This is a genomic window from Pedobacter miscanthi, from assembly GCF_032678605.1.
GTDB classification, from domain to species: Bacteria; Bacteroidota; Bacteroidia; order Sphingobacteriales; family Sphingobacteriaceae; genus Pedobacter; species Pedobacter miscanthi_A.
Genome location: NZ_JAVTSU010000017.1, coordinates 90,014 through 115,805, shown reverse-complemented (window position 1 = coordinate 115,805; position 25,792 = coordinate 90,014). Strand labels below are relative to the sequence as shown.

Genomic DNA, 25,792 nt, shown 5'->3' with positions numbered 1-25,792 from the left:
AAAAACTAAAACGGATATCCTATCCCAATGTTAAAAATTAAATTCTGTCTGCGCCAATCCTTATTGCCAAAGGCAATATCATCAAATACCCATCTTTGTCCTTCAGGTAAGTAAGGTTTACGTACAGGGAAAGCCACATCTAAACGTACCACAAAAATGGTGGCATCAACACGTAAACCTGCACCAGTACCAACGGCCAACTCGTTAAAAGCATTTTTTAGTTTAAAGCCTGATCCAAGTCTTGCAGTTTCTGGTTTACCAGGTTCTCCAAGATCTTCTTTTCTGAGCCAGATATTACCAGCATCTACAAAAAGCGCACCGTATAATACGCTTACTATTTTAAAGCGCAATTCTGAATTGAGCATGAGCTTAATATCACCACCCTGATCGGCAAAAATGGCATTATCCGGAACCTTGTACGTACCGGGACCTAAAGTACGTGCCGGAAAGGCCCTGATATCATTACTTCCCCCGGCAAAAAACTGTCTAACAAATGGTAATGAGGTGCTATTGCCGTAAGCGTAGCCATAGCCCAGGTTTAACCGGTTCGCCCAAATCAAATTGCGGTTAATTTTATAGAAATCCCTAAAATCAGCCTCTGCCCTGATGAACTGGGTAAGCGGTGTATTGAATAAAGTTTTTTGTCCTAGATCGTTTTTTGGCGTAAACAGTCCCCAAACATTACCACCCGTTTCTAAACTGCCATAGAAATAAACGTTGTTGCGACGGTTGGTTTCCATCTGGTTGGTATAGGTAAAGTTATAATTACTACCTATGATAAATTGATTTTCAAGTGTACTCCTTAACAATGGATTTGCTTCAAATAGACTATCTCTCCTGAATGTATCCGGAAAACTTGTCGAAATATAACTGATCGAAATAGGATTAAAGTTATGCTCCTTATACTGGTTCTCCTTAAAATTATAACCATATTCTCCTTTTATGGCATGTAAGGTGTATTCAGAACCGCGGTTAAGCATCTGGTAAGAAAGCGAAGCAATGGTTTTAGGGATGAATGCCGTTGTACTGTTCGGTTTGTAGAATGGTACAATAAACCTTGGGAACGTCAGTTTTCCTTCAGCTGTAAATGATAATGAATTCCGGCCTAGCGATGTACCCCTAACCTGCGTTTCGAAACCACCACTTACGCTGATATCCAGTTGTTCTGCACCCCTGAATAAGTTTCTTGTCGTTTGCGTAACCTTTACTTCCGAACCCACAAAATTGTTCGATTTACTGGTTCCTGTAACCGAAAAGCTCAATGAGTTTTTCTTAAGAGGGGTGAGGTAAATGTTCAGGTCTAACTGATCGTTTTTGAAACTATCAATCGGTAAAAACTCAGCCCTGACATCCCTGAAAGCACCAACATTTACCATTCTGTTTAACGATTGGTTGTGATCTTTACGGTTGTAAGGTTCACCTTTCTGGAAAAAAACCAAACGGTCGAACAGTCTCGATTTAAAAGTATTGCGATCGTCGTAAATACTAAAATCGTGATATTCCAATGGTTTTAGCTTCCTTAAGGTGGTATCTCTCCTTAAGCTATAATTCGGGTAAATATTGATTTTTCTGATGGTGTAAGGTTTCAATCCTGCATCAGGTGCAATATCTTTAACTTTAACAGTCACATTTACCAGGTTTTTGCCAATGGTACTATCTACCTGCATAATCAGGTAATCGGGACTGAAATAAAAATAACCCTGTTCTTTCAGGTCATTATCTATCCTGATCCTTTCGTTTTTGTAATTATCAAGGTCGTAATAATCGCCTACTTTTAATAAGGTTTTGTCCTTGTTCTGGTTGATGATTTTGGTTAAAATGCCGCTATCCGGTGGGAAAGTGATTTTGTTGATTTTGTAACGGTTTCCGGTTTCGGCAGTGTAAACGGCCTTCCCTTTTTTATCTTTTACTACGGTATCGCCGGTAACAACGGCCTGTAAATAGCCCTCGCTAATTAAATAACTGGTGAGTACATCATTATTGTATTTTAATTTAACCTCGCTAACCAATACAGGTGGCTCGCCCTGCCTGCGCAACCAATTTTTAAAACCTTTCGGTTTTTTAGGTTCGCCTGCCAGGTTGTAAATACCCAGTTTATATTTAATCCCCAAAATGGATTTATTTGGACGGGGCCTTGTTTTACTTTCTAAATCGCTTTTTACCTGTTTTTCATCATCAATTTTACCTGATGAATCAGGATTGATCTTTACTTCCGCACCCGTGTATAAATGTTGTCCCGGCTTTAACGATTTGGTAGAGCTACATGCAGCCCAAACTAAGCAGGCCAGTATAAATAAAATTGGTCTAGTTAGTTGTCTCATTTTTAGGTTTTTGTTCAATGTTTCTTCTGTTTCGTTTTTTCTGGAAAATCTCTCTGAATTTATTATAATCTACAACCAGGGTGAAACCTAAGCCGGTTTCGATGATCTGTCCTTGTACAATTACATCATTCTGGTTGCGTCGGTAAGCTCGTAGTCTATATCTTCCATCAGCTGATAAAGCATATTCTACATTTACGTTCCCTCCGATATCTGTCGATTTTTCGCCCGGAGCCTGCGGTCCTTCCAAAGCAAATGAGCTACCCACCGTTACAGTCAACCTATCGTTTAACAGTTTTTTAGATAAACCTACTTCGAGGTCTGTTTTCTGTTGAAGTGATCCGGTAGAATAATCTTCTGATGAGTTTACCCCAAAGTTAAGTTCAACGCCCTGGATAAGATCTGAAGCTAAATTATTTAACTGTTCAGTCAGTAATTTACTTACACTCGATCTTGCGAGGGTAGAAACACCTCCACCACCGCCGGCCAAACTTTCGAAAGGATTGTTGGCAATAAACCTGTTCAGTGCCAATAAGGCAAAAACCTGTTTGTTCAGTTCGCTTTCATCACGGTTTACGTTAATTAGTTTGGTATAAACCGTTCCGTTTAATGCACCACGTTCGTTTTCAGGTAAATCGAGTTTGAAAGCAATGATCGGTTTCAACAGTTCACCTTTCATCATCAGGTAAACCTGAAAAGGTAATTTGGTTTTGGCCTGGATATTATCCGGTTCGTTAATCAGATCGATAGGAGCGGCATTAACTTCATACAAGGCGGTAAGGTTAACATTTGCCGAAGTGGGTTCGCCCGTCCACACAATCGTACTTCCTTTTACCAGTTTAAATGCTTTTTTACCCAGTGGACCAACGGATAAATTGTAAGAACCATCAATAATCTCATAACGGCCTGTTAAGCTAATTTTTCCGCTTGGATCCATGGTGGCATTCAGATCAGCTTCGCCTTTAATGTTCAGGGCATCGCCATTTGATGGATCTACCACCACATTAAGTTCGGCTTCAGGATCAATCGTTACCGCGGCCACCAGGTTTATTCCTTTAACAGGCGATTTGCTAATGCTGTCTACTTTTAGGGCTTTCTGTCCGTTAAATGGTGGCGCATCAGCATCTATAAACTGCACAATCCCTTCCTGATCAATGATTGATGGATCGCTGGATGGCAAGGCAAAGAAGAACTTAGTACCCTTGTTCACCTTAATATTCATGTTTACGTCGGGTTGGTTCAAATCTCCACGTACTTTAATGTCGCTGGTAAGGAAAACCGTTCCGTAAATCATATCATTATCCGCTGAGGTAGAATTGATCGCCCTGAAATTGTTCATTTTAATATCTAAACCGAAGCGGTAGTTTTTGAAATCGGTAGTGTAAACTTTTCCGTTGATGGTTGCTTTTTGGTTTAACGAATCGATCAGAGTAAAATTATTAAAACCAATGCCCTCGTTCGTAAATGATATTTTCTCGTTTGGCATGCGGAAATATGAATTTACATAAGCCACTTTGAAGCCTGCGTTGTTGAAAGTTAAATCGCCCAATATTTTTGGAGCGGTAAGGGCTCCTTTAACGGTAAGGGCTCCGGTTAATGTTCCGGTACCGTTTTTAAGCTGACCGGCAGATAAACTCTCGATATTCTTCATTTCGATTTTATCGATGTTCACTGTAAGATCTAAGGCGCTTTGTGGTGCGGTATAATAAAATCCGTTAACCCTTAACTCATGTACACCGGTTAAGGCTACATTTACCTCAAACGCATTTTCAGTATTGTTATTTACTGCCAAACGTAAAGTCCCTAACTGGTCTTTTTGATAACGCAATTGATCAATGGTTAGGTTAGCTTCGAATTTTGGTGTTGAAGCTAAATCTTTAACATTTGCGGTCCCGTTTAAACGGCCACCAACCAAAGTGGTATCAGTTTCAGCAAATTTCGTTAAGGTTTCTAACTGAAAATCTTTAAATTCTACCGTTAATGGTGCATTTGGTTGGGTTGGGTTACTATTGATGGAAAGCGACTGACCGCTGTTGCTGATCTGGAACTGGTTTACCAATATGCCCGAAGCGCCAAACTGGATGTAGTTATCCTGCGAAACCACCCATTTTTGATAATCGAGCAATAATTTCTGTGGATCTAAAGTGAATTTAAAGTCTTTATTGATTGATTGGAAAGTACCACCAATTACATATTTGTTTTTAAGCTGCCTATCGCGGAGAAAGATGTTAACCCCTAAATTGTTGTTTGCAGCATCGCCACTTACCTCGGTATTGAACAAGGCAATAGATGAACTCTGAAGGCTTTTAACGGTTAAACTATAATCTAATTTGTTATTGTCGTTATTGATGTTCAAAACCGTAGTATCTACCTTGAAATCGCCATATACCACCTGTGGGAAGTTACCTTTAATCTGCAAGCTGTCCTTCCGGGTATCAATTAATCCATAAAACTGCGATTGTTTGAATACGGTTAATGCCGGAACAAAGTTTTTAAGCAGTTTAGAATCGTAAACCTGTACAAAGAACCTCAAACGCTGATCGGGAACCTTTGTAACGGTACCGAAAGCATAATATTTATTGATTTCGTTAATTACCGCGCTGCCTACTTTGGTCAATTGGTACTTGCCATCAATTTTGGCTGATAATATTTCGGATTTTAACGTAAGTTCGTTTTCAGTAGCTGTCGATTTAGCACGGATCGAAATCGTATCAACATTTACCTTTTGTTTGTCTTTTACCAGTTGCAGGCCGGTAATATCAACCGATCCGTTTAAATAATCGGCATCTGCGGTAGCCAAATCTACTTTAACTACACCAGCGGCACTTAAAACGGTTGGACTGAAGTTTAAAGCCTGAAGATTAACCTGTTTTAAATTTAAATCGGCTTTTACGGCAGGATATTTACCAGCAAGATTCACTTTTGCATCTAAATTAAAGTTGGCATTGCTATCGGGCATGTTACTTTTGATGCTGATGTTCTGGTTGCTATAATTGCCGGCAAGGATTAAATTGCGGTAGGTGTATTTGTTGTAATAAGCGCTGATTACTTTTGCGTTAAACTTTGCATCGATTTTTTTAGGGTCGAGCCCTGTACCGGCAACATTTGCTTTTACTGAAACGCGGCCAAGTTTGGGCTGCATTTTTAACAAACGGCCTACGTTAAAGTTGTTCAGGCTAATGTCTGCTTTGTAACTTTCTTTGCCTTTTGGTCCGTTCATGCCTGCTACCACTACCGCGCCGCCCATATCGGTATTGATATTCAGGTTGGTGTTAAAATCGGTCATAGAGCCTTTAAAACTGCCTTTTGCATCAATTACATTCGGTAATTCGATTGATGGGGGCAAAGATTTTTTAGGCACGGCCACCAAAATATCACCTTTCGTTACATGCAGTTTTTTGATGTTTAAATCAAGAAAGGTTTTTTTGATGTCGGGTAGGCCTCTGGCTTTTCCACTGATGTCGATCTGCGTATTTTTTAAGCCGCTGATTTGCAGTTTCGGAATATTCAGGTTGTTTAAATAACCGTTTACATCTGCAGTTATTTTAATTTTTTCGTTGCGGTAATTGGCCGGTACGGCATCGCTAAAGTAACCTGCATCTTTTAAACCAATGGTTGTGTTTTTTAAAGCAATATTCAATTTAACGCGTTCAGGATGTTTGGTTAAATCTTCCATTGAAGTAAAATTTAACTCAGTAGCGTTTTCTATCGAGGTATTTGGCGTTTTCAGGATAAAATTAGCCAGTTTGATCTGTTTGTCGTTATACACCGCATCGCCACGTAATTCATCCAGGATAAAACCACTTTTTTCTTTTAACGATCCGTTTTTAATGTTGGCTTTAATTCCGGCTGCACTGTAACTTACATCACTGGCACCCAGGTTAAGCTGATTGATTTTAAGGTGGTTAAAATCCATGCCTTTTACAGCAGGTTTTGCGCCAAGGTTATCGAACTGTACATTGTTATCGGCTAAACTAATATTCTTGATTATCAGTCCCAATGGCGATTTTTCAGGAACAACGGTATCTTTAACTTTCTTTAAATTGTTGCTCGGCGCAGGTTTAAAGGCAAAAAGGATATTCGATTTGTTTAAATGCGCATTATCAACGGCATATTTGCTGTTGGTTAAATCTACTTTAAGGTTTACCAGGCCAAGATCGTTTACATCGGCTACAGCTTTGGTAGTCGAGATCTGGTCGTCGTAATTTACCTTTACCTTACTGAAAACAAAGTTCTGTACTTCTATTAATGGTAATTTGCCCTGTTCTTTCTGTGTACTATCTACGCTGTTGGTGATGTGCTGAACCAATTTAACAAGTGGTTTTTGTTGTAAATAGCGCAAAGAAGTATTTACGAGGCTTAATTCTTTTATTACATAATGCTGGTTGGCGAGATCAAAATCCTTGATTTTGGTTTTAAATGCACCTAAATACACTTTTACATCGTTTCCGGCCACATCATCACGATAATTAATGCCAATATCTTCAAACGAAACTTTATCAACAGAAAATTTTAGGGTAGATGTCGTGTCTTTTTTTACTTTTTCTTCCGGCTTTTTCTGGTCACTTGCAAAAGCATCCACCAGAAAAGAGAAGTTGAAGGTTGTATCGGGGCTGATACGTTTCACATTTGCACGTACATTTTTTAGCTCAATGTTATTTACTTCAACGGTGTTTTTTAACAGTTTAAATAAACTAATATCAACGGCTAATTTTTCAGCATATAAGAGGGTATCGCCTTTACGGTCTTCGATGTAAAATTTATTTAAAACCACATCTTTAGGTAAAGCTATTTTAATGCTTTCTAAACGTACCTCCGTCTTGGTTTTGTTTTTAAGGTAGTTTATGGCTTTATCCTTAACAAAGTTTTGAACGGCCGGGATATTTAAAGACAGGGCTAAACCAACAACCAATATGATGATGGCTGCAATTACCCACAATAAAATTTTGAGACTTTTGCGTACGTATTTATTCAAAGCTAATCGTGTTTGGTGTCAGTTAAAAGCTAAAAGCATGCCACTAATGTTAAATTTAAGGCAGTTTTTATTAATTAATACAAAAAATAACTTAAATTGTTCGCCCGCTATAAAAATTTAACATGGGCGGTGATGTAAACAGTTAAAAATGAAATCAATAAACCTAAATATATCCTTTGAGCAATATGCCGGTATCGAAGAATTAACATTGGCAGATCGAACCCTTTGCGAACTTTCGGAAAAGGCTTTGGCAACTTCTTATTCACCATATTCTAAGTTTAGGGTAGGTACAGCAATCCGTTTGGCTTCGGGCGAAACCGTGCTGGGCAGCAACCAGGAAAACCTGGCTTACCCGTCAGGGCTTTGTGCTGAACGTGTTGCGCTTTTCAACATTGGCTCTACTTATCCAAATGTGGTAATAGAAAGCATGGCGATTACGGCTCAAACAGACCATTTTGAAATTTTAAAACCGATTACTTCTTGTGGAGGTTGTTTGCAGGTAATGGCAGAATTTGAGCGTAAGCAAAAAGCACCGATTGAAGTGATTTTTTATTGCTTAAACGGCGAAGTTTTAAAAGTGCCAAGCGTAAAGAGTTTATTGCCTTTTGCTTTTGTTGAGGATCGGTTGGAAAAGTAGTTGATATAGAGACTTTGTCCTGTCTCGAGTTACCGTCATTTCGAGCAGGGTGGAGAAAATCTATCTTTGATTATAATACTAAGTGCCTTTATTATAATTTAATTTTTTCCCTACAGCGCAGTCTTGCCTCGGCTACCGATGAAAAATCGGTACAGATCCGCCGCCACCGAAGGGCTCTTTCTTTTTGGCATCAAAAAGACCAGCGTAGCTAGCTTGAATGCCGTTGAAAACATAAAAGCCTATGAAAAAACAAAAAAATGCCGGCTGAAAATTTATTCATTTTTTGATGTAATTTTCAATGGTATTCATGAGGGCTTACGCCGTTTTCTTTCGAAGCAAGTGGGATGGCTGGGACGGTGGAATCCGATCCGGATGCCTTGATCGGGAGTTAGGCCGGATTTAATTAAAACGGAGATGTTTGCTTTGGCCAAGCTCGGCGGAAATGCATGCCGAGATAAACCATTCATTAATAGGGTTATATAAAAATCAGTGTAAATGACAGAGGATTCTTAGTAATGATAAACCACGAGAAATCGTCATTGCGACAAGGCTTTTTCAGCCGACGAAGCAATCTTAAAACGATCGCGACTCGCGTGCGCATTAGGATTGCTTCGTGCCTCGCAATGACGGATACTTTATTTATATTTGATTTTTTTAACCAGAATGAAGTATCTCTACACCCTCGTTTTCTCTATTTTTATTTCTTTAGGCGCATGCGCGCAGTCCGTACTCAAAAGTAAAGCTGATTATAAAATCACCTATTTCCGTTCTTCAGATGGAAAACCGAAGGAAGACCGTAATCCGGCCATCACAATTGTTTCGGCAAATCAGAATTTGATCAGCAATGCCGCCATACTCGGTAACAAGGCGAAATACCCTTACGAACAAAGTATTGTGACAAAACCCGCAGGGATTTTATTTCAGGTTGCAGATTTAAGTGCGAATAACCAAATAGCTACGGCGGATAGTGCTGCGATTGCCAAACAGGTTTTTGAGCTGAGCAACGAAACCAAAGTGATTTTAGGTTATACCTGTAAAAAAGCCACAACGGTTGTGAATTCGAACCGTATTGATTTATGGTACACTACTAATGCCGGTATAAAAGCCGCGCCAACGAGTTTGGGGCAAAAGCTCGGTCTGGTTTTAGAGCAGGTACGCAATGGGAACAGCTTTGTAACGGCTACCAAAATCGAAGAAGTTAAAAAAATGAAAGCAATCGACTTACAAAAGATAAGCGACAAGTTAACTGATGGGTTAACCTATAAGGATCTGCTTTGGAAAAGCAGGTTTACCACCTTAAATGTTTTTAATAACGAACAGATCAACTTTATTGATAAACCGCAATCGAACGATTCTATATTCCGTTTTGCGGGTGGAACGGTGATTGCCAGGAAAGTTAAATTCCCTGAATTGAAAGCTAAACCCAATGTTTTTGTTGATTTAACCGAACAATCGAACGGTGATGCCTATGATAGAACGGGTTCAGTATTTATTATTCCTACAGATAAGCAGATCAGTTTGATGGATGCACTTAAAAACTCTGTTAAAGACCTGCCAGTTTACGACAACGGAAACGGCAAAAAATACCAGGGTGTAGTGGCCACGGCAAATTATAACCCTGTTATTGAACTGATGCGGTTTTTTACCCCTTTTGGCGTGGGCAAATACAATACTTTAAAGCTAAAGGATAAAAACTGGGCAGAAAAAGTGTATTACAGACAGGATGTATCAGAACTTTTTCCGTTGGTAAATGGAAAAGAAGTATGGGTAGCTGTTTTTATTGGTAATTACGATAAAGGCGGACACAAAGTGTCGTTAAATATTACACTACATAACGGTGGAAGAGAAAAGGAGGTTAAAGAAGTGATTTTACCTTTGTTTAACTCAACAAATGTAATGGAAATGGCGGGACAGGAATATGCCACGATGTTTAGCAGTGATAAGGGACTGGAAGTTTCTTTTACTTTAACAAAAGATTTGAAAGACGCAAAACTACGTTACATTACCACCGGGCATGGTGGCTGGGGGAACGGTGATGAATTTGTGCCACGTAAAAATACCATCTGGCTGGATGATAAGGAAGCTTTTGCTTTTACGCCCTGGAGGCAGGATTGCGGATCGTACCGTTTATCTAATCCGGCTTCGGGTAATTTCGAAAGCGGACTTTCTTCTTCTGATTTAAGTCGTTCTAACTGGTGTCCGGGTACGGTTACCAACCCAAACTGGATCAGTTTAGGTGATTTAAAGGCAGGAACGCATGCGATAAAGGTAACCATCCCAATGGGGAAGCCAGAAGGCGGCAGTTCTAGCGCATGGAATGTATCGGGTGTGTTGTTGGGCGAGGAATAGGGGATATGGAGATCGTCATTGCGAAACCGATTTTTCATCGGGTGAAGCAATCTTTAAAGTAGGGATACGACGGTATGAAAGATTGCTTCGTCGTTCCTTCTCGCAATGACGCCCGATTTTTCTATGCACCATACAACCCCAAATAGCAGCACAATGCTGTCTTTCTAAACCGGATTGCAGAGAAGATCCTTTTTAGCTGCCAGAGTGTAGGTTGTGGGCAAAAAAGATCGTATCGGAAAGCCGGAGGTAACGCTTAACAAACCTTACGGAACCCTGCTTTCCAAATCAGCGGAAACAAATTTAGATTCCGGCAGATGAGACACCAGCCTACGGGATGGAAAAACAAATTTTCCACCTCGAAATGTGAATAACCTGTCTTCACTCTGTGCTATCATTTTTATTATATTTACGGCTGCCAATTTTTGTAAATAAATGAGTGAAGAATTAGATCAAAACGTAAACGAAGAGCACAAACATACCATAACCCCAATAAACGGTTTATACGAAAACTGGTTTCTCGATTATGCGTCTTATGTAATTCTCGATAGGGCTGTTCCGCACATACACGATGGTTTAAAACCTGTTCAACGCCGGATTATGCACTCTTTAAAGGAGATGGATGACGGGCGTTTTAATAAAGCAGCCAATGTAATCGGTAATACGATGAAGTACCACCCGCATGGTGATGCCTCTATTGGTGATGCGATGGTGCAAATTGGGCAAAAAGACCTTCTTATCGATATGCAGGGTAACTGGGGCGATCCGGTTACGGGCGATAGTGCTGCGGCACCACGTTATATCGAGGCGCGTTTATCAAAATTTGCCAACGAAGTGGTTTTTAATCCGGATACTACGGAGTGGCAGCTCAGTTACGATGGACGTAATAATGAACCGATTACCTTGCCGGTTAAATTCCCATTATTGCTTGCACAAGGTGCGGAAGGTATAGCCGTAGGTTTGGCTACCAAGGTAATGCCACACAATTTTATCGAATTACTGGATGCCTCAATTGAAGCACTACAGGGTATACGGCCGAATATCTTGCCCGATTTTTTTACGGGTGGAATGGCCGATTTCTCGAATTATAATGAAGGGCAGCGCGGAGGTAAAATCCGGGTACGTGCAAAAATTACGGAGAAGGATAAAAAGACTTTGGTCATTACTGAGGTTCCATTCAGTACCACAACCGGTTCTGTAATTGATAGTATTTTATCGGCCAATGATAAAGGCAAAATCAAAATCAAAAAGATTGAAGATAATACGGCCGCCAATGTAGAAATTGTTGTGCACCTGGCGCCGGGTATTTCGCCTGATGTAACCATTGATGCACTTTATGCTTTTACGGCCTGTGAAGTATCGATTTCGCCCAATACCTGTATTATCCAGGGGGATAAGCCGCACTTTTTAAGTGTGAATGATATCCTGATCGAAAATACAAAACATACCAAGCGTTTACTTAAAAAAGAACTCGAAATCCGTCTGCATGAGTTGCAGGAAAAGATTTTCTTTAGTTCGTTATTAAAAATATTTATTCAGGAGGGGATGTATAAAAATCCTGAATACGAAAATTCGAACAATTTCGATACGGTGGTTGAGGTTTTACATATTTTGTTTGATCCTTTTAAACCATCACTTTACCGCGAAATTTTGCCGGAAGATTTCAAAAAGCTGATCGATAAGCCAATGAGTAGCATCACCCGTTTTGATGTGAAAAAGGCCGACGAACAGATGAAAAACCTGGAAGATGAAATTAAAGTGGTTAAAAACCATTTAAAACACCTTACCGAATATGCCACCGCCTGGTTTCAGAAACTGAAAGATAAATACGGAAAAGGCAGGGAACGTAAAACCGAAATCCGTTTGTTTGATCGGGTAGAGGCTTCGAAAGTGGCATTAGCCAACGTAAAGCTGTATATGAATACTGAAGATGGATTTATTGGAACAGGATCGGGATTAAAGAAAGATATACATGTTGCCGATTGTTCGGATATTGATGAGGTGATTGTTTTCCGTGAAGATGGTAAATGCATCATTACGAAAGTGGCTGATAAAACCTTTGTGGGAAAAAATATTATCCATGCACAGGTATTTAAGAAAAATGATGAGCGTACCATTTATAACATGATTTATAAAGATGGTGCAAGTGGTACGGCCTATATTAAAAGATTTGCTGTAGTAGGGGTAACCCGGGATAAGGAATACGATTTAACCAAAGGCTCAAAAGGATCGAAGGTATTGTATTTTACTGCCAATCCGAACGGAGAAGCTGAAATTGTAAACGTTGCACTGAAACCACATTCTAAATTGCGTAAACTCCAGTTCGATCAGGATTTTGCGGAAGTGGCCATTAAAGGCCGCGGTTCGCAGGGTAATATCATTTCGAAATATCCGGTTAAAAAGATTATTTTGAAAAGTAAAGGTGTTTCTACGTTATCAGGTTTAAAAATCTGGTACGATGAGTTGCTGAAACGCCTGAATGTTGATGGCCGTGGAAAATACCTGGGCGAATTTGATGGCGACGACCGCATTTTGCAGGTGCACAAGGATGGTTACTATGAATTAAGCTCGTTTGAACTGAGTAACCACTTTGATGATGGCCTGATCCTGATCGAGAAATTTGATCCGGAAAAAACCTTTGCTGCCGTACATTTTGAGGGCAAGGCACAGAACTATTTTATCAAACGTTTTGTATTCGAATTGCAGGCTAACGGAAGGAAAACCATTATCATCAGCGAGGAACAAAAATCGAAACTATTGTACCTTACTTCCAATCCGGGTGCAAAAGTAATTGTTGATGTATTAAAAGGAAAAACGCAGATTCCGGAAACATTGGATTTGATCTTAACTGAACTGATTGATGTTAAAGGTTTAAAGGCAAACGGTAACCGTTTATCTCCACACGATATTCAAAAAGTAGTGCTTGAAGAACCCGAAATAGAGGAAGAAGAAATTGAAGAAACTGTTGCAGGAGAAGGGGAAGAAGATGGACCGGTTGAGGAAGAAAATGAGCCTGAAGAGGAAACAGCACCAAAAGCCGGACCGGAGACACCGGTAACGGAAAAACCGGTAGCTGAAAAGCCAAAACCAAAATTCGAACGTACGGAAGATCCTGTTGCCAAAGTTGAAAAACCTGTGGCTGTAGAAAAACCTGAGGTTGAAAAAATAAAACCTGAACCAGTTAAAAAGGAAGAAACCAAGGCAGAAGAAAAACCTGAAAAGGAAGAAAAACCGGCAAAAAAGATTGATTTAGAAATCACCAATCCGGATGATATCGATATGGATGATAAAGGGCAGTTGGGGTTGTTTTAATAATAAGGCTTAGCGAGACGCTAAGATCAGATTAGATGATGACTTTTCTCTTGCAAATCGTCATCCTGAACTTATTTCAGGATCTTTCTGGCTATGAGACCATGAAATGAATTCAGGGTGACGACCGCCTTTATTGTGCTTAAAAAAGGATCGTCATTACGAGAAGGCTTTTTCAGCCGACGAAGCAATCTTTCTTGTAGGATCGATAACCGGAAAGATTGCTTCCCCGAGAAGTCGGGGCCGGCTGTGGTACCTCCTCGCCATGACGGATTTTTAATAAACAACAAAGGCTCCTGATTTTACATCAGAAGCCTTTTCCCTTAAAAAAGTATAGAACATTATTTAATACTTACCAATACCTGGATTTTTCCAACGGTTTGCTGGTTAAAATCCTGTAAAGCTTTTCCTAAAACCTGACCAACTTTAACCTTATTTAAATCTGCTTTCATAGCCACACCCCGCTGTGATGAACTAACCAGCATATCGCCTCTTTTAATAACACCGCCTTCTAAACAAACTTTAGTTGGGATTACCCCAATAACACCCATCGGTACTTTACCAACAAGTTCTGAATCAATATTTTCTTCCGTTAATAAAACCCCTGGTTTGGTGGCATAAACTCCCGCTACCAGATTAGAGTAAGCACCATTCGATTTTTCAACCGCTCTGTCTTTATCTGTTGAGATGATTAAAATATCACCTGGTTCAAAATCTTTAGTTTCTCCGTTTACATCAAATGCTTCTGCTAAATCGGCTCCTCCGGTTTGCGTACCACCATTAAAGAAACCCTTACCAGCTTTGTTAATCCTTGCCACATTACCGCCTGCACTTTGGCCGATAAAAATATCTCCTGATGCGCCTGTATGGTTCGCTAATATGGCTGTTCCGGTACCGGCATCTGATACATGAAGCGTTGGATTACCATTGGCCGCATTGAAATTTGCGAAACGGGCAGCTCTTCCGGTTCCAAAATTAGGCGTCCAGCCGTATACTGCGTTTCCGGTTCCATCATTATTGGCCTCGATACCATGGCCGTTTTTACCTGCATTTGCGGTAATTCCGTTTCCGTTACCTTCAGTAAGTGCAATCAATGCCGGTCCGTTTCCTGCAGCGTTTGATGAATAAAATAATCCACCAAACCCACCCGTGCCTGACGATAATCCATAAACCCCGGCTGTTCCGAAGTTGGCAAAAATAGAATTTACCTCACCTTTAACGGCGGGAGAAATACCTTGGGTATTATCTACCTTAAAGTTACCCGCAATTCCATTTCCGACTGTTTTTGCGGTTATAACATCATTTGTGTTTGCTGTGTTAAAGTTTTCAAAATGAGCAGCACGACCGGTACCAAATGATGGAACCCAACCGTATACCGCATCTCCGGTACCATCAACATTGGCTTCTAGTGCATTTCCGTTTTTACCAGCGTTAGCTGTAATGGCGTTGCCATTACCATCGGTTAAAGCGATAAGGGCCGCACCATTACCTGCAGGGTTAGAGGCATAAAATAAACCTGCCCTACCTCCGGTTCCGGATGATACGCCAAAAATGCCCGATGCACCAAAGTTTCCGAATATGGTATTTACTTCTCCACGTACGGCAGCACCAACACTATTGGTATTATCAATTTTAAATGAAGCTGCATTTCCAAGTGTATTATCAGGTATATTACCATTACTATTTGATGTTACCTCTAATATATTTACATCAGTGTTTGTTGCATTGGTATTGATGAATCTACCGGCTCTACCTTTACTTCCGCTATTACCAACCTCGCCCTGAACAGCCACAGCGGTACCGGTAGTATTTGTGGCAATAAAACCTCGAACACCAAAGCCACCGCCATCGTTACGGCCCACAACCGCTCCTGCTATATCGCTGGTGGTTAAACCAACAACGGCCTCGCCACCACCTGTATTCTGGCCCAGAACACCTGCCGAAGTTTGTGCGCTTGTAATCCCGTTTATAGCCAAACCAGTTCCGCTCGTACTTTTAATCCCAATACCACTTCCAGCTGTTGAAGCATTGATTACTATGCCATTACCTAATGTGTTTACCGTTAATGCTGTGTTTGCATTTGCATTGTTTGCAATAGCGATGCTGGCTGCAGGGCCATTGGTTGATGTTCCAAATAAACCTGTACCGGTATTGCTATTGGCATACACACCATAACCTGCTGCGCTGGAGTTACCGTAAACACCTAAGCCATTTGGTGTTACCCCGTAAACACCCCAGCCACTTCCATTATGGCTGCCCCACATTCCAATACCCAAACCGCCGGTACCATTATTGATGCCACGAACGGCAGAGGCAAAACCACCAGGTGATGTTGAGTTTACAATACCCCTCATTGCGGCAATGCTAGATGATGTGGTATTATTGATACCCTCAACTGATGTTCCATCGCCATTGTTGGTGATCGAGAATAATGTTGGTGCAGAGTTTTCTGTGGCAGCAAAAGGAAGTGTTAATGCACCTCCTGCATCTGATCCTGGCGCCCAGGTTGTTCCATTATATTTTAAAACCTGTCCATTAACGGGAGCAGTAGCAGCAACTGCAATATTTTGTATGCCATTAACTACCGGATTAGGATAATTTCCACTTAAATCGCCGCCAGCAGCACCAGTAAGTGCACCAGCAGGTCCCACTGGTCCGATAGGGCCGGCAGGGCCAGTTGCCCCTACAGGTCCTTGCGTGCCTTGTGCACCACCTGGGCCAACAGGACCTACTGCACCTGTTGCTCCTGTAGCACCAATTGGTCCGGTTGCTCCAGCAGGGCCGATAGGGCCAATAGCTCCTGTAGCCCCTGTTGGACCAGTTGCTCCAATAGGTCCGGTTGCTCCGGTTGCACCAGCAGAACCAACCAATCCTTGCGGACCAATGGCACCTGTTGCTCCTGTAATACCAATTGGCCCTTGTGCACCAGCAGGGCCGATAGGGCCAATAGCTCCTGTAGCACCCGTTGGTCCGGCTGCGCCAGTTGGTCCCGCCGGACCAGTAGCACCTGCAGGACCAGGGTTACCCGAAGCTGCGTATAAAGCAAAAGGTACACTCATTAATTGTGTTGCGCCTAAATCTGTAAAAGCACCGCCACCAATAGCCAGTTCTACTTTTAAATACTGATTTGCATTTTGCCATGGCACACCTGTTAAAGTTCCTGTTGATGGGCTTCCTTTACCAATTTGCAAGGAAAAAAGACCCAGTGCATTGGTGCTAAGATCGTGGCTTTCCTGATATTGTACAGGTCCGTTGGCACTGGCTCCCAGTATAGAGATCCTAACTTTTACATTTTGTTTGGCAAGTACAGTTCCATCGTTATTGCGGGCAACTGCCTGATAGTTGATCCCTGTTAATCCACTCTGAGCAAATACTTTCCCAAGGAAGATGAGGGTAACCGCAACGATGAGCGTAAACTTTTTCATGTTAAATAATTTAAGTGAAGAGGTATTAGATGACTATTTACTGTTTTGTACTGCTTTCTTGTTGCATGGGTGGTTGTTTAACTTCTGCTTTGGGCTCGGTTTTTTCAACTTTGATTTCTGATTCGGAAGCTGTTTTGATATTGCTTACCGCGGTTCTTTTCGCCGCTGAAAATGACGAACGCTGTGCGCCCGGTGTATAATTCTGAAACAACCTTTGTTTAGTAGGCGTAGAAACGTCTTTTTTCGAAACTTCTTCTTTAGGTTTCTGAGCAGCAATTTCGGCCACTTTATTCGGGAATAAAGTATTAATGGTTGATTTCTGTGCTTTTGCATTTGCGATACCAATAACAGTCAGCATCAACAGGAAAAATAATTTTTTCATTTTCTATAGCGTGTTTGTAGGGTTAATATTTAATCAATAGCATAACTTAAGGTAAATTTGATTCCGTTTTTAAGCACATACCTCCTCGCTGTTGGCGCGATATAACTCATGTCGAACTGAAAAGTTTTTACTTTTAAGCCCAGGCCAACGGAAACGTGCTGTCTGTTGCCTTTTTCAGGATCTTCGTAAAAATATCCGGTGCGGAGAAAAAACTGGTTCATGTAAGCGAACTCCATACCACCGGCTATCGTAAATTCTGATATTTCTTCTCTGAAACCACCTGGCGCATCAAAAAGAGAAGTAAATAGCGCACTTGGTACACTTCTGTTCGGATCTTTGCCTTTTTCAATCTCGTTTGTTGCAATTCCGTTTGCATCCAGTTTATACCTTGGCGGCGTAGGAACCATCAGTTTGTTTACATCCACCAGAAAGGTTAGGCTGTTGGACTGGTTTTTTAACAAGGTATATCCACCACCGATGCGTAAATTCATAGGTAAAAATGATTCGCCTCCGGGAGAAGAGGAATATTTTAGTTTGGTACCTACATTGGTTAAACTCACTCCCCAGGCATAACGCGAATTGTTTAATGTGTTTTCGGAATACAGGCTGATATCGGCCGCATAGGCATTAACTGGGTTTACCTGTAAACCATTAAATGTTCCGTTGCCTAAATCGCTTCTAATGAAACGCCCGGTTAATGCAATGGCAAAATTATCTCCGAATTTTCTGGAGTAGGTTCCGTCGATGGCAAACTCGTTGGCATTATATTGTTGTAAAAGTCCGCCGTTTTCATCACGGAAATTAATGTTACCCTGATCAAAATATTTTAAGGAAACACCAATTACTTCTTTATCGTTTAACTTGTGGTAAGCATTTAAATTGCCAAGGTGAAGGCTTTTATCAATCTCCCTCATCCATGGCACATACGAAACACTAATACCTGTTTTATTTGCGAAAGAGAGTTTTGCACCATTAATATAATTAGAATTGGCATCGCTGATTAATCCCGTTCCTGCCTCTCCAACCCCTGAGTTTCTTGCATCAGGACTGATTAATAAAAAGGCCGCACCAGTAGTTACTGTACTGTATTGATTTTGGAGCTGAGCCTTTGCGTAATTAAGCGAGCAAAGCAAAATCAGTACAACGTATGCAGTTTTGATAAGCGTTTTCATCGACGTATTTTAGATAGTGAGCAGTTTGGTTTATTGTATAATGAGCTTTTCAGAAAATGTGCGGTAGTTAACGTACAGTACCACGTGGTACACTCCTGAAGCCAATCCATTTAAAGGTATTACATACTCTATTTTGCCCGCTAAACTGGTAACTGAACTTGAGTGTACAATCTGACCGGCATTGTTAACCAGGTTAATCACCACCTTGCCATCAGTTAATAAATCGAAATCGACTTTGGTTTTTCCAATAGCAGGGTTGGGGTATACGCGCATATTACCAACGGCATTAGGAACAAAATTGGAAGCTATTATTTCTGGCTGCTGGAAACCCTGTGTAAGCATAACACCTGCGCTTTGCAGGGTAAGGGTTGCTACCTCGCCAACGGTAAACTGTACTAAAGTAGTACCAACCTGTTCGCTTCCACCGGTACTGGCAACTACACTACGGGTAAGTGTGGTTTGTCCATAAGATTTAAATAAACACAGCAAAAAAATTAAAGAAAGTAAAAATACCTTTTTCATAGAGCGCAGGGAGTTTGTTTTTTATGGTTTATAGAATTAGCATTCTACAAATTCAACCACAATTTTCACCTTCCGGTAGAGGTAAAGGATGAGCATTAATGGATGACCACTACAAATTGACAGAAAGCAATCTGTTATTTCAATACGCTTTTTACGGTATTTTTGAAATGAATATTAATGAACAGAAATTATTGCAGGCCTAAAAAAGCCTTGTTTTCTAAGGCGTATTTAACCAGTGATGCTGTATTATTTAAGCTGAGTTTATAAAAGATATTTTTTCGGTGGGTATCTACTGTTCTGGTACTTAAAAAGAGCAAATCAGCAATTTCTGCATTCGTATTGCCATCAATAATCAGGCTTACAATTTCCAGCTCGCGTGAGGAGAGCTGGTGTTTGTTCTTTTTATCCGAATACTTATTGGTTTGTAAAAACTCTTCAAGTATATGCTGCAGATTTTCTGATACATAATATTCGCCATGATAAACACAATCAACCGCATTAAAGAGATGTTTGTCATCAGTATCCTTAAACAGATATCCTTTTGCACCGGCCTCGAGCATATTCAGTACATTTCTCTTATCATTTAACATCGAAAGTATAATAACCTTAATGTGTGCATAATCAGATTTTAAAATATCAAGGGTTTGATAACCGTTTAAAACCGGCATGTTAATGTCCAGTAAAATTACATCCGGACAATCGATTTTGATGAGATCGATTACCTCAGCACCGTTATTGGCAACTGCAATTACGTTGAAATCGCTTCTAACGGCTAAAATCAGCTTCAGGCCGTTAATTAATACATTATGATCATCTGCAATTAATATCTTAATCATTAATTTTTGGTTTTAAAATCCTTTTTAGGTTAATCGAAATGGTAACCGCAACACCTTTTCCTACTGCCGAATCAATATCCAGTTCGGCCCTTATGGCTTTGGTAAGCGCTTCGATATTAAACAACCCATAGCCCCTTTTCATGGTATTGTAATCGTATCCCTTGCCGTCATCCTCATAAAGTAAAATCAGCTTTTCGTTACGGTTAATAATTACGATATAAATATTTTTGGCTGCGGCATGTTTAATGGTATTATTGATCAGCTCCTGGCAGATCCGGTAAATGGCATATTCAGGTGTACTTTTAAGGGCCACAGTAAAACCTGAGTGATCAAAGTGGATGTTAATAATCCCCAATCTGTTAATGTTATCAATCAAATCTTCCATTGCCGTTACCAGTCCGTTTTCATCAAGAGTTTGAGGGCTTAGGTTAATGAGGGTGTTCCTTAATACATCTACAGACGAATCGATGTATGCTGCAGATAACTTGCGCAGTTCGCCGCCGTCTATCATTTTATTGATGTCGCCTGCCAGGAGGTAATGTTTTAAGGTAGAAAGCTTTAAGCCCAGCTCATCGTGCAAATCATCCGCAATTCTTTTTCTGTCGGCTTTTTGAAAGTTAATCATCTGCCGCAGCTGTAACACCTGTAAATGTTTTACCCATCTGAGGTAAATAAACAATGCTATTAGCGAAATCACGATTAAAATAAGCGTTCCCAAGCCAATAAACCAGCTTTTTTGCCAAAACGGCGCACTGATCAAGATAGATAAAACCGTTTTTTCATTACTGATCACATCTGTGAGTACGAGTTTAAACTTCCCCGATGGCATATTCGGAAAACGGATACTGTTGCTGCCAAAAACACTTACTTTTTTATTATCGTAGCCAATCATCTGGTAAACAATTTTCCTTTGCGCAGGATCTATAAAATCCATCGTACTAAAGGCAATTGTTATTGTGTTTTCATCATGATTGAGCTTTAAACTGCTTGCGGTAATTGGATTGCCGATGCCCTGATGGATTTGATCATTAATGAGAATATCCGTAATCTGTGGCTTTGAATAGCTGGTGTACACATTCGATTTTACTGGATTTATCACGTTAATTCCGTTAATTCCTCCAAATACCAATGCTTTATTATTTAACAATACAGCCGCATTGGCATTAAAAACCATGCTTTGTAACCCGTCATCAATGGTATAACGTGTTTGATTTCGGTTCCTGGTGTTATAAAAGTACAGGCCATTGTTGGTTCCTATCCAAAGATTTTGATTTTCATCAGCCAGTATGCTGCTGCAGTTGGCATCAATTAAGCTGACTTTGGCAATGGTATTCGAATCAGGATTAAATTTTAAAAGTCCTGAAGTGGTGGCCAGAAACAGCATTTTACCAACCTTTATACTTCCGTTGATGCCATAGGGTGATCTTGCAATTTCTTTGTTGAAAATAAATTTTCCGTCTTTTAAATCTGCAAGGTATAAAGAGGTATAATAGGATTGAATAATAGCTTTATCTGGTGTAACAGGCAAAATATGTTGGATATTTGGCCATGTTACCGCCCGGTTAATGCCCTGGTCCATTTCGAAGTATATCCGGTTTTCTGATTTCAGCACAATTTTAGCTACACCGTATTCGGTAGCGGCAAATAAATTTTCTCCAATTTTTAAAATCTGATTGATCTGTACTTTCCCGTTCAGTTTTTCAGAAAAGCTTGTTTTTAATAAGCTGAAAGTTTGCTTTTTATCATCGTAACTAAAAAAAAGCCCGTTAGAAAGCCCTACTAAAATATGGCCATGATCTAGTGCTGCAAGGTGTGAAACGCCAAGTTTTAAAAATTCGTGTTTTAAAGGTTTATTTAAATCCTGGTTATAGATGAGTAAACCCGAGGTTTTTGTGCCGCACCAAAGCTGGCCATTTTTTGTTTTTAAGATAGCGCTAATATCATTTTCAAAATTAGCCGGAATATTGTCGGCTTTATCAACGAACCTGGAGAAAATTACCTTATTTAAATTCGTATAATCCAGTCCGTAGCCATTAATACTTAAAAAAATGTTCTGTTTTTTATCAATGTAGATTTTTTTGATGTAATTACCCAATAAACTGAATGCATCATCCGATTGATGGGTATATTCAGCAATAAACTTTTTACTCCCTAAATCGAATAAAAGTAAGCCATTGTTTCTGGTTCCGATAAAAAGCCATGGTTTATTGGGGTATTTGGCTATTGCTGTTGCCGCAATGTTTTTGCTGGTTTTACAAGTGTTAAAGCGCTCATAATGTTTTGTTTTGGTGTTTAATTCAATCAATCCCTTATCGCTGGCCAGCCAAAGTAAACTGTCTGATGCAACATATACGTCAGCAATGTGACTGTTGAGCGCCTCATTATTACTGTTCATAAAATACTCCTGTACATGCTGCTCCATTACATCATCTGTTTTATTGATGTAAATGCCTTTTACCCCTCTGCTGATAAACCAATTGAGCTGCTGGTAAAAGGGAACAGGTGCAAACTGGTATCCGTTAGAATAAGTGGTGATGTATTTGGTTTTATTATCCTTACTGCTGTATTTATAAACATTGCCTGCCAGATATACCCATAAATCTTCCTGTTTATCAATATAAAAAGGGAAAGAATAATAATTATCGTTCAGTTTAACTCCATTAGTAAAATTATAAAGGCTGAAATTATCCTGTTTCCTGTTGTATTTTACCAGGTTGCTCTGCGAACCAATAATTAAATCGCCGTTTTTGTCTTCTATGATGTTGGTGATGTAATTACCAGGGAAAGCTTTAACGTTATTTTTATTTTTGTAGGTGATACAGGTTTTACCATCAAAACGGTTCAATCCATTTTCCGTACCCATCCATAAAAAACCATCATGATCAACATGCAAAGCCTGTACTATCGGGTCACTTAAGCCATCTTCAAGGGTGAGGTGTTTAAAGAGTAAAGTAGGTTTTGTTTGGGCCGAAAGGGTTAGCTGTAATAACAGAAAAAAGAAAATACCACAAATCCTTTTTAACAAAACAGATTTCGAAAAGCCGTTAATAAGGTACATGGGATGTTAATTTGGGATGATTTGAGGCCTTAAATATATAAAATTATAATATTTTTCAATTTTATATTCGTTGATAATAAGCGTATTGCGAAATTATGGTGCATAAACCTGCTTTAAAATATCATTAAATTAAAAAAGCATATATTTGTAATGCTCAAAGGGGTGCTTTTTGATGTTGCAATTTCTGTTGCCATCAATTTGCTGAGATTATACCCATTTAGAGGTTTAAGCCAGAAGGTTTAAGGCGTAGGGTTTTTGAACCTTATATCCTATACCTTAAACCTTACATCTTCTAATGAACCTGATTCGGATAATGCCGACGTAGGAAGAGGTTAAAAATGACCATGCTGTTTCGCCCTGAAAGCAGTCTTCAAATTTTATATTGTAAATGGATTTTCAGGATTGGTTTAAGCTTTTTCAAGAGCAGATTATACATACTTCTTTAGTGGAGTGGTTTGCGGTTGGTTTTGGTGTTGCAGAGGTTCTATTTGCCCGGAAAAATAGCATTTTGCTCTATCCAACCGGCATCATTTCGATTTTGTTATCGATGTTTTTGTTGCTGAACGTAAAATTATATGCAGAAACATTGTTAAGCATCTATTACCTGGTAATGAGTGTTTACGGCTGGGCAATCTGGAAAACAAGAAAACTGGATGGTGAAAATCAGGTATCATGGTCGAGTAATAACGAACTTACCATTGCTGTTTTAATCTCTGTTATCGGTTTTGGTGTGCTTTATTTGGTATTGAGACACTATACCGATTCGGACGTACCCCTATTCGATGCATTTGTTTCGGCTACCGCCTGGGCAGGAATGTGGTTATTGGCCAAACGAAAAATAGAAAACTGGATCTTCCTCAACATTTCAAATATTGTGGCCATCCCTTTGCTTTTTCATAAAAAACTCCCTTTAATGGCTTGTTTAACTACGTTTTTATTCACTGTAGCCATCTTCGGCTTTTTCGACTGGAAAAAGATCATCAATAAAAGCAGGTTCAAATTGGCGCAGCCATCATCATAAAAATCAGCATGCAAGATACATTAACCACTACCTGGCAAGAAAAAGTAAAAACCTATGCGGCACTTTCTGAAGAAATGGGGAAACTTCATCCCGAAATTTTAGCACTGGCCTATCAGGAAAACTGGTTTAAGCTTTTTGTACCCACGGTTTATGGCGGACCAGGCAGAAAACTCCCTGAAATTTTAAGGTTAGAAGAAGAACTGGCGGAAGCCGATGGCAGTTTGGGTTGGACCATTACCTTATGTGCCGGTGCCGGTTGGTTTGCTGGTTTCTTAAATCCTGATTTGGCTGCAGAAATTTTTGCCGACCCTGAAGTTTGTTTTGCCGGAAGTGGAGCTGTTGGTGGAGTAGCCATTAAAACCGAATCGGGCTATCTGTTAAACGGTAAATGGAATTATGCCAGCGGTGCTTTACACGCCACCATATTTACAGCCAACTGTACCCTTAAAGATAAAAATGGCAATGATATTTTAGATGAAAACGGAGAACCGGAGATTAAATCGTTTATCCTTAAAAAAGATGAAGTAGCGATTTTACCCGGATGGTCTTATTTTGGTTTAATCGCCACCGGAAGCCATGCTTTTGAGGTCAAAAACCTAAATATACCCGAAAACCGGACTTTTAAAATTAACCAGCATATCGAAATAGCCGATGCAGGATTTGATTATCCTTTTTTACAGCTCGCAGAAACCACTTTAACCGTAAATAGCCTGGGCATGACCAATCATTTTATTCAGCTGGTTGAAGATGCTTTTTATTTACGCACAGGTTTAAAAAGATATAACGATGAGCAGGTTTCTTTTTTTACAAACGAACTCAATAGCTGCAAACAGACAATAGGAGATCTCCGTACTGAATTTTATAACACCTTTGATCTCTCCTGGAATAAGCTGGTGAATCACCATGAAATTGATAACGATACCCTGGCTAAAGTCAGTGCAATCAGTCGTAAACTGGCACATGCCTGTTGGCGAACTGCAGCCAGGTTATTTCCCTACTGTGGTTTAGAGGCTGCCAAAAAAGAGTCAGAAATTAACCGTGTTTGGCGTGATATCCATACCGCTAGTCAGCATGCTTTGCTCACTTTCGAGGTTTAACTACTCCAATAGCTCGGGCTTAATTTTATCTTTAAAATCTTTGGCAAACTTATTTAACTTTGGCTGTATCACAAAGGCACAATAAGGCTTGCCCTGGTTACCACTAAAATAATTTTGATGGTAATCTTCAGCCTCGTAAAACTCTGCCGCAGGCGAAATTTCTGTAACAATGGCTTTGTCGAAAATTTGTTCCTTAGTGAGGTTACTAACCATTTGTTCAGCCTGCTTTTGCTGATCCTCGTTCTCATAAAAAATAACGGAACGGTACTGCGTACCAATATCATTTCCCTGCCTGTTTAAGGTAGTTGGATTATGGGTTTTAAAAAACACGAGTAAAAGCTCTTCGAAAGAGATTACATCTTCATTAAAGGTGATTTGAACTACCTCTGCATGGCCGGTATCGCCATTACAGATCTCCATATAAGTTGGATGTTTTAATTCTCCTCCCATATAACCCGATGTTACCTGGCTTACACCATTTAACGTTTGAAATACGGCTTCGGTGCACCAAAAGCAGCCTCCGCCAAATGTTGCTGTTTGCATATCCTACTTATATAAAATCTATTCCAACTTTTTAAATCCATCAAGAAAAACATCTTTTTGGCTTCCAAAGTATGAGTTAACGACTGGTTATTCCTGTAAGTTGTTGATCTTTAACTTACAGTGGATCAATATAGTATTTATACCGTATAGT

The 25,792-nt window shown here is 39.9% G+C and carries 14 protein-coding genes and 1 riboswitch; of the genes, 5 read left to right on the top strand and 9 right to left on the bottom strand.

Annotated features, from left to right (window positions below):
* Positions 1 to 5 precede the first annotated feature (5 nt).
* Both R2R28_RS22635 and R2R28_RS22630 read right to left on the bottom strand, forming a co-directional pair.
* On the bottom strand, positions 6 to 2,321 hold the full coding sequence (locus R2R28_RS22635; RefSeq protein ID WP_316827929.1) for a BamA/TamA family outer membrane protein: 2,316 nt from the start codon (positions 2,319 to 2,321) through the stop codon (positions 6 to 8).
* Entirely contained in the window at positions 2,305 to 7,293 is a 4,989-nt protein-coding gene (locus R2R28_RS22630; protein WP_316827928.1) for a translocation/assembly module TamB domain-containing protein, read from the bottom strand. Before R2R28_RS22630 ends, R2R28_RS22635 begins: the two co-directional genes overlap by 17 nt.
* A gap of 148 nt (positions 7,294 to 7,441) precedes the next feature.
* Here R2R28_RS22630 and R2R28_RS22625 point away from each other — a divergent pair, with 148 nt between their 5' ends.
* From R2R28_RS22625 to R2R28_RS22615, 3 genes are all read left to right on the top strand, one after another.
* Positions 7,442 to 7,930: a cytidine deaminase gene (locus tag R2R28_RS22625; RefSeq protein WP_316827926.1), complete on the top strand. Its 489-nt coding sequence runs from the start codon at positions 7,442 to 7,444 to the stop codon at positions 7,928 to 7,930.
* A 663-nt stretch (positions 7,931 to 8,593) separates the two neighbouring features.
* On the top strand, positions 8,594 to 10,279 hold the full coding sequence (locus R2R28_RS22620) for a PNGase F N-terminal domain-containing protein (RefSeq protein ID WP_316827925.1): 1,686 nt from the start codon (positions 8,594 to 8,596) through the stop codon (positions 10,277 to 10,279).
* Positions 10,280 to 10,711: 432 nt separating this feature from the next.
* Positions 10,712 to 13,588: a DNA gyrase/topoisomerase IV subunit A gene (locus R2R28_RS22615; RefSeq protein WP_316827923.1), complete on the top strand. Its 2,877-nt coding sequence runs from the start codon at positions 10,712 to 10,714 to the stop codon at positions 13,586 to 13,588.
* Positions 13,589 to 13,926: 338 nt separating this feature from the next.
* On the opposite strand, the gene R2R28_RS22610 is transcribed toward R2R28_RS22615, so the two are convergent.
* The 6 genes from R2R28_RS22610 to R2R28_RS22585 all read right to left on the bottom strand — a co-directional run bounded on the left by R2R28_RS22610 (position 13,927) and on the right by R2R28_RS22585 (position 22,980).
* A complete protein-coding gene (locus R2R28_RS22610; RefSeq protein ID WP_316827921.1) occupies positions 13,927 to 17,010 on the bottom strand; it encodes a collagen-like protein in 3,084 nt (1,027 codons plus the stop codon).
* A gap of 37 nt (positions 17,011 to 17,047) precedes the next feature.
* The gene (locus R2R28_RS22605; protein ID WP_316827920.1) at positions 17,048 to 17,392 is read right to left on the bottom strand and encodes a hypothetical protein; all 345 of its coding nucleotides are present in this window, start codon (positions 17,390 to 17,392) and stop codon (positions 17,048 to 17,050) included.
* A 29-nt stretch (positions 17,393 to 17,421) separates the two neighbouring features.
* Entirely contained in the window at positions 17,422 to 18,564 is a 1,143-nt protein-coding gene (gene porV, locus R2R28_RS22600; RefSeq protein WP_316827919.1) for a type IX secretion system outer membrane channel protein PorV, read from the bottom strand.
* A gap of 30 nt (positions 18,565 to 18,594) precedes the next feature.
* Complete coding sequence (locus R2R28_RS22595; protein ID WP_316827918.1) at positions 18,595 to 19,086, bottom strand: T9SS type A sorting domain-containing protein; 492 nt, start codon at positions 19,084 to 19,086, stop codon at positions 18,595 to 18,597.
* 188 nt (positions 19,087 to 19,274) lie between these two features.
* Positions 19,275 to 19,922, bottom strand: a complete 648-nt coding sequence (locus tag R2R28_RS22590; protein ID WP_316827917.1) for a response regulator transcription factor — start codon at positions 19,920 to 19,922, stop codon at positions 19,275 to 19,277.
* Positions 19,915 to 22,980 (bottom strand): two-component regulator propeller domain-containing protein, encoded by a 3,066-nt coding sequence (locus tag R2R28_RS22585; protein ID WP_316827916.1) that lies wholly within the window; start codon positions 22,978 to 22,980, stop codon positions 19,915 to 19,917. The genes R2R28_RS22590 and R2R28_RS22585 overlap by 8 nt, the downstream gene beginning before the upstream one ends.
* A gap of 274 nt (positions 22,981 to 23,254) precedes the next feature.
* Positions 23,255 to 23,326, top strand: a riboswitch (TPP riboswitch).
* A 42-nt stretch (positions 23,327 to 23,368) separates the two neighbouring features.
* On the opposite strand from R2R28_RS22585, the gene pnuC reads away from it, so the two are divergent.
* Together pnuC and R2R28_RS22575 are read left to right on the top strand one after the other, a co-directional pair.
* On the top strand, positions 23,369 to 24,001 hold the full coding sequence (gene pnuC / locus R2R28_RS22580; protein ID WP_316827915.1) for a nicotinamide riboside transporter PnuC: 633 nt from the start codon (positions 23,369 to 23,371) through the stop codon (positions 23,999 to 24,001).
* A gap of 8 nt (positions 24,002 to 24,009) precedes the next feature.
* A complete protein-coding gene (locus R2R28_RS22575) occupies positions 24,010 to 25,098 on the top strand; it encodes an acyl-CoA dehydrogenase family protein (RefSeq protein WP_316827914.1) in 1,089 nt (362 codons plus the stop codon).
* On the opposite strand, the gene msrA is transcribed toward R2R28_RS22575, so the two are convergent.
* Entirely contained in the window at positions 25,099 to 25,641 is a 543-nt protein-coding gene (msrA, locus tag R2R28_RS22570; protein WP_316827912.1) for a peptide-methionine (S)-S-oxide reductase MsrA, read from the bottom strand. It lies immediately after the preceding gene.
* Positions 25,642 to 25,792 lie beyond the last annotated feature (151 nt).

Coding starts and splice junctions, on each gene's coding strand:
- R2R28_RS22635 (WP_316827929.1), bottom strand. CDS start 2,321: ATGAGACAACTAACTAGACCAATTTTATTTATACTGGCCTGCTTAGTT.
- R2R28_RS22625 (WP_316827926.1), top strand. CDS start 7,442: ATGAAATCAATAAACCTAAATATATCCTTTGAGCAATATGCCGGTATC.
- R2R28_RS22620 (WP_316827925.1), top strand. CDS start 8,594: ATGAAGTATCTCTACACCCTCGTTTTCTCTATTTTTATTTCTTTAGGC.
- R2R28_RS22615 (WP_316827923.1), top strand. CDS start 10,712: ATGAGTGAAGAATTAGATCAAAACGTAAACGAAGAGCACAAACATACC.
- R2R28_RS22610 (WP_316827921.1), bottom strand. CDS start 17,010: ATGAAAAAGTTTACGCTCATCGTTGCGGTTACCCTCATCTTCCTTGGG.
- R2R28_RS22605 (WP_316827920.1), bottom strand. CDS start 17,392: ATGAAAAAATTATTTTTCCTGTTGATGCTGACTGTTATTGGTATCGCA.
- porV (WP_316827919.1), bottom strand. CDS start 18,564: ATGAAAACGCTTATCAAAACTGCATACGTTGTACTGATTTTGCTTTGC.
- R2R28_RS22595 (WP_316827918.1), bottom strand. CDS start 19,086: ATGAAAAAGGTATTTTTACTTTCTTTAATTTTTTTGCTGTGTTTATTT.
- R2R28_RS22590 (WP_316827917.1), bottom strand. CDS start 19,922: ATGATTAAGATATTAATTGCAGATGATCATAATGTATTAATTAACGGC.
- R2R28_RS22585 (WP_316827916.1), bottom strand. CDS start 22,980: ATGTACCTTATTAACGGCTTTTCGAAATCTGTTTTGTTAAAAAGGATT.
- pnuC (WP_316827915.1), top strand. CDS start 23,369: ATGGATTTTCAGGATTGGTTTAAGCTTTTTCAAGAGCAGATTATACAT.
- R2R28_RS22575 (WP_316827914.1), top strand. CDS start 24,010: ATGCAAGATACATTAACCACTACCTGGCAAGAAAAAGTAAAAACCTAT.
- msrA (WP_316827912.1), bottom strand. CDS start 25,641: ATGCAAACAGCAACATTTGGCGGAGGCTGCTTTTGGTGCACCGAAGCC.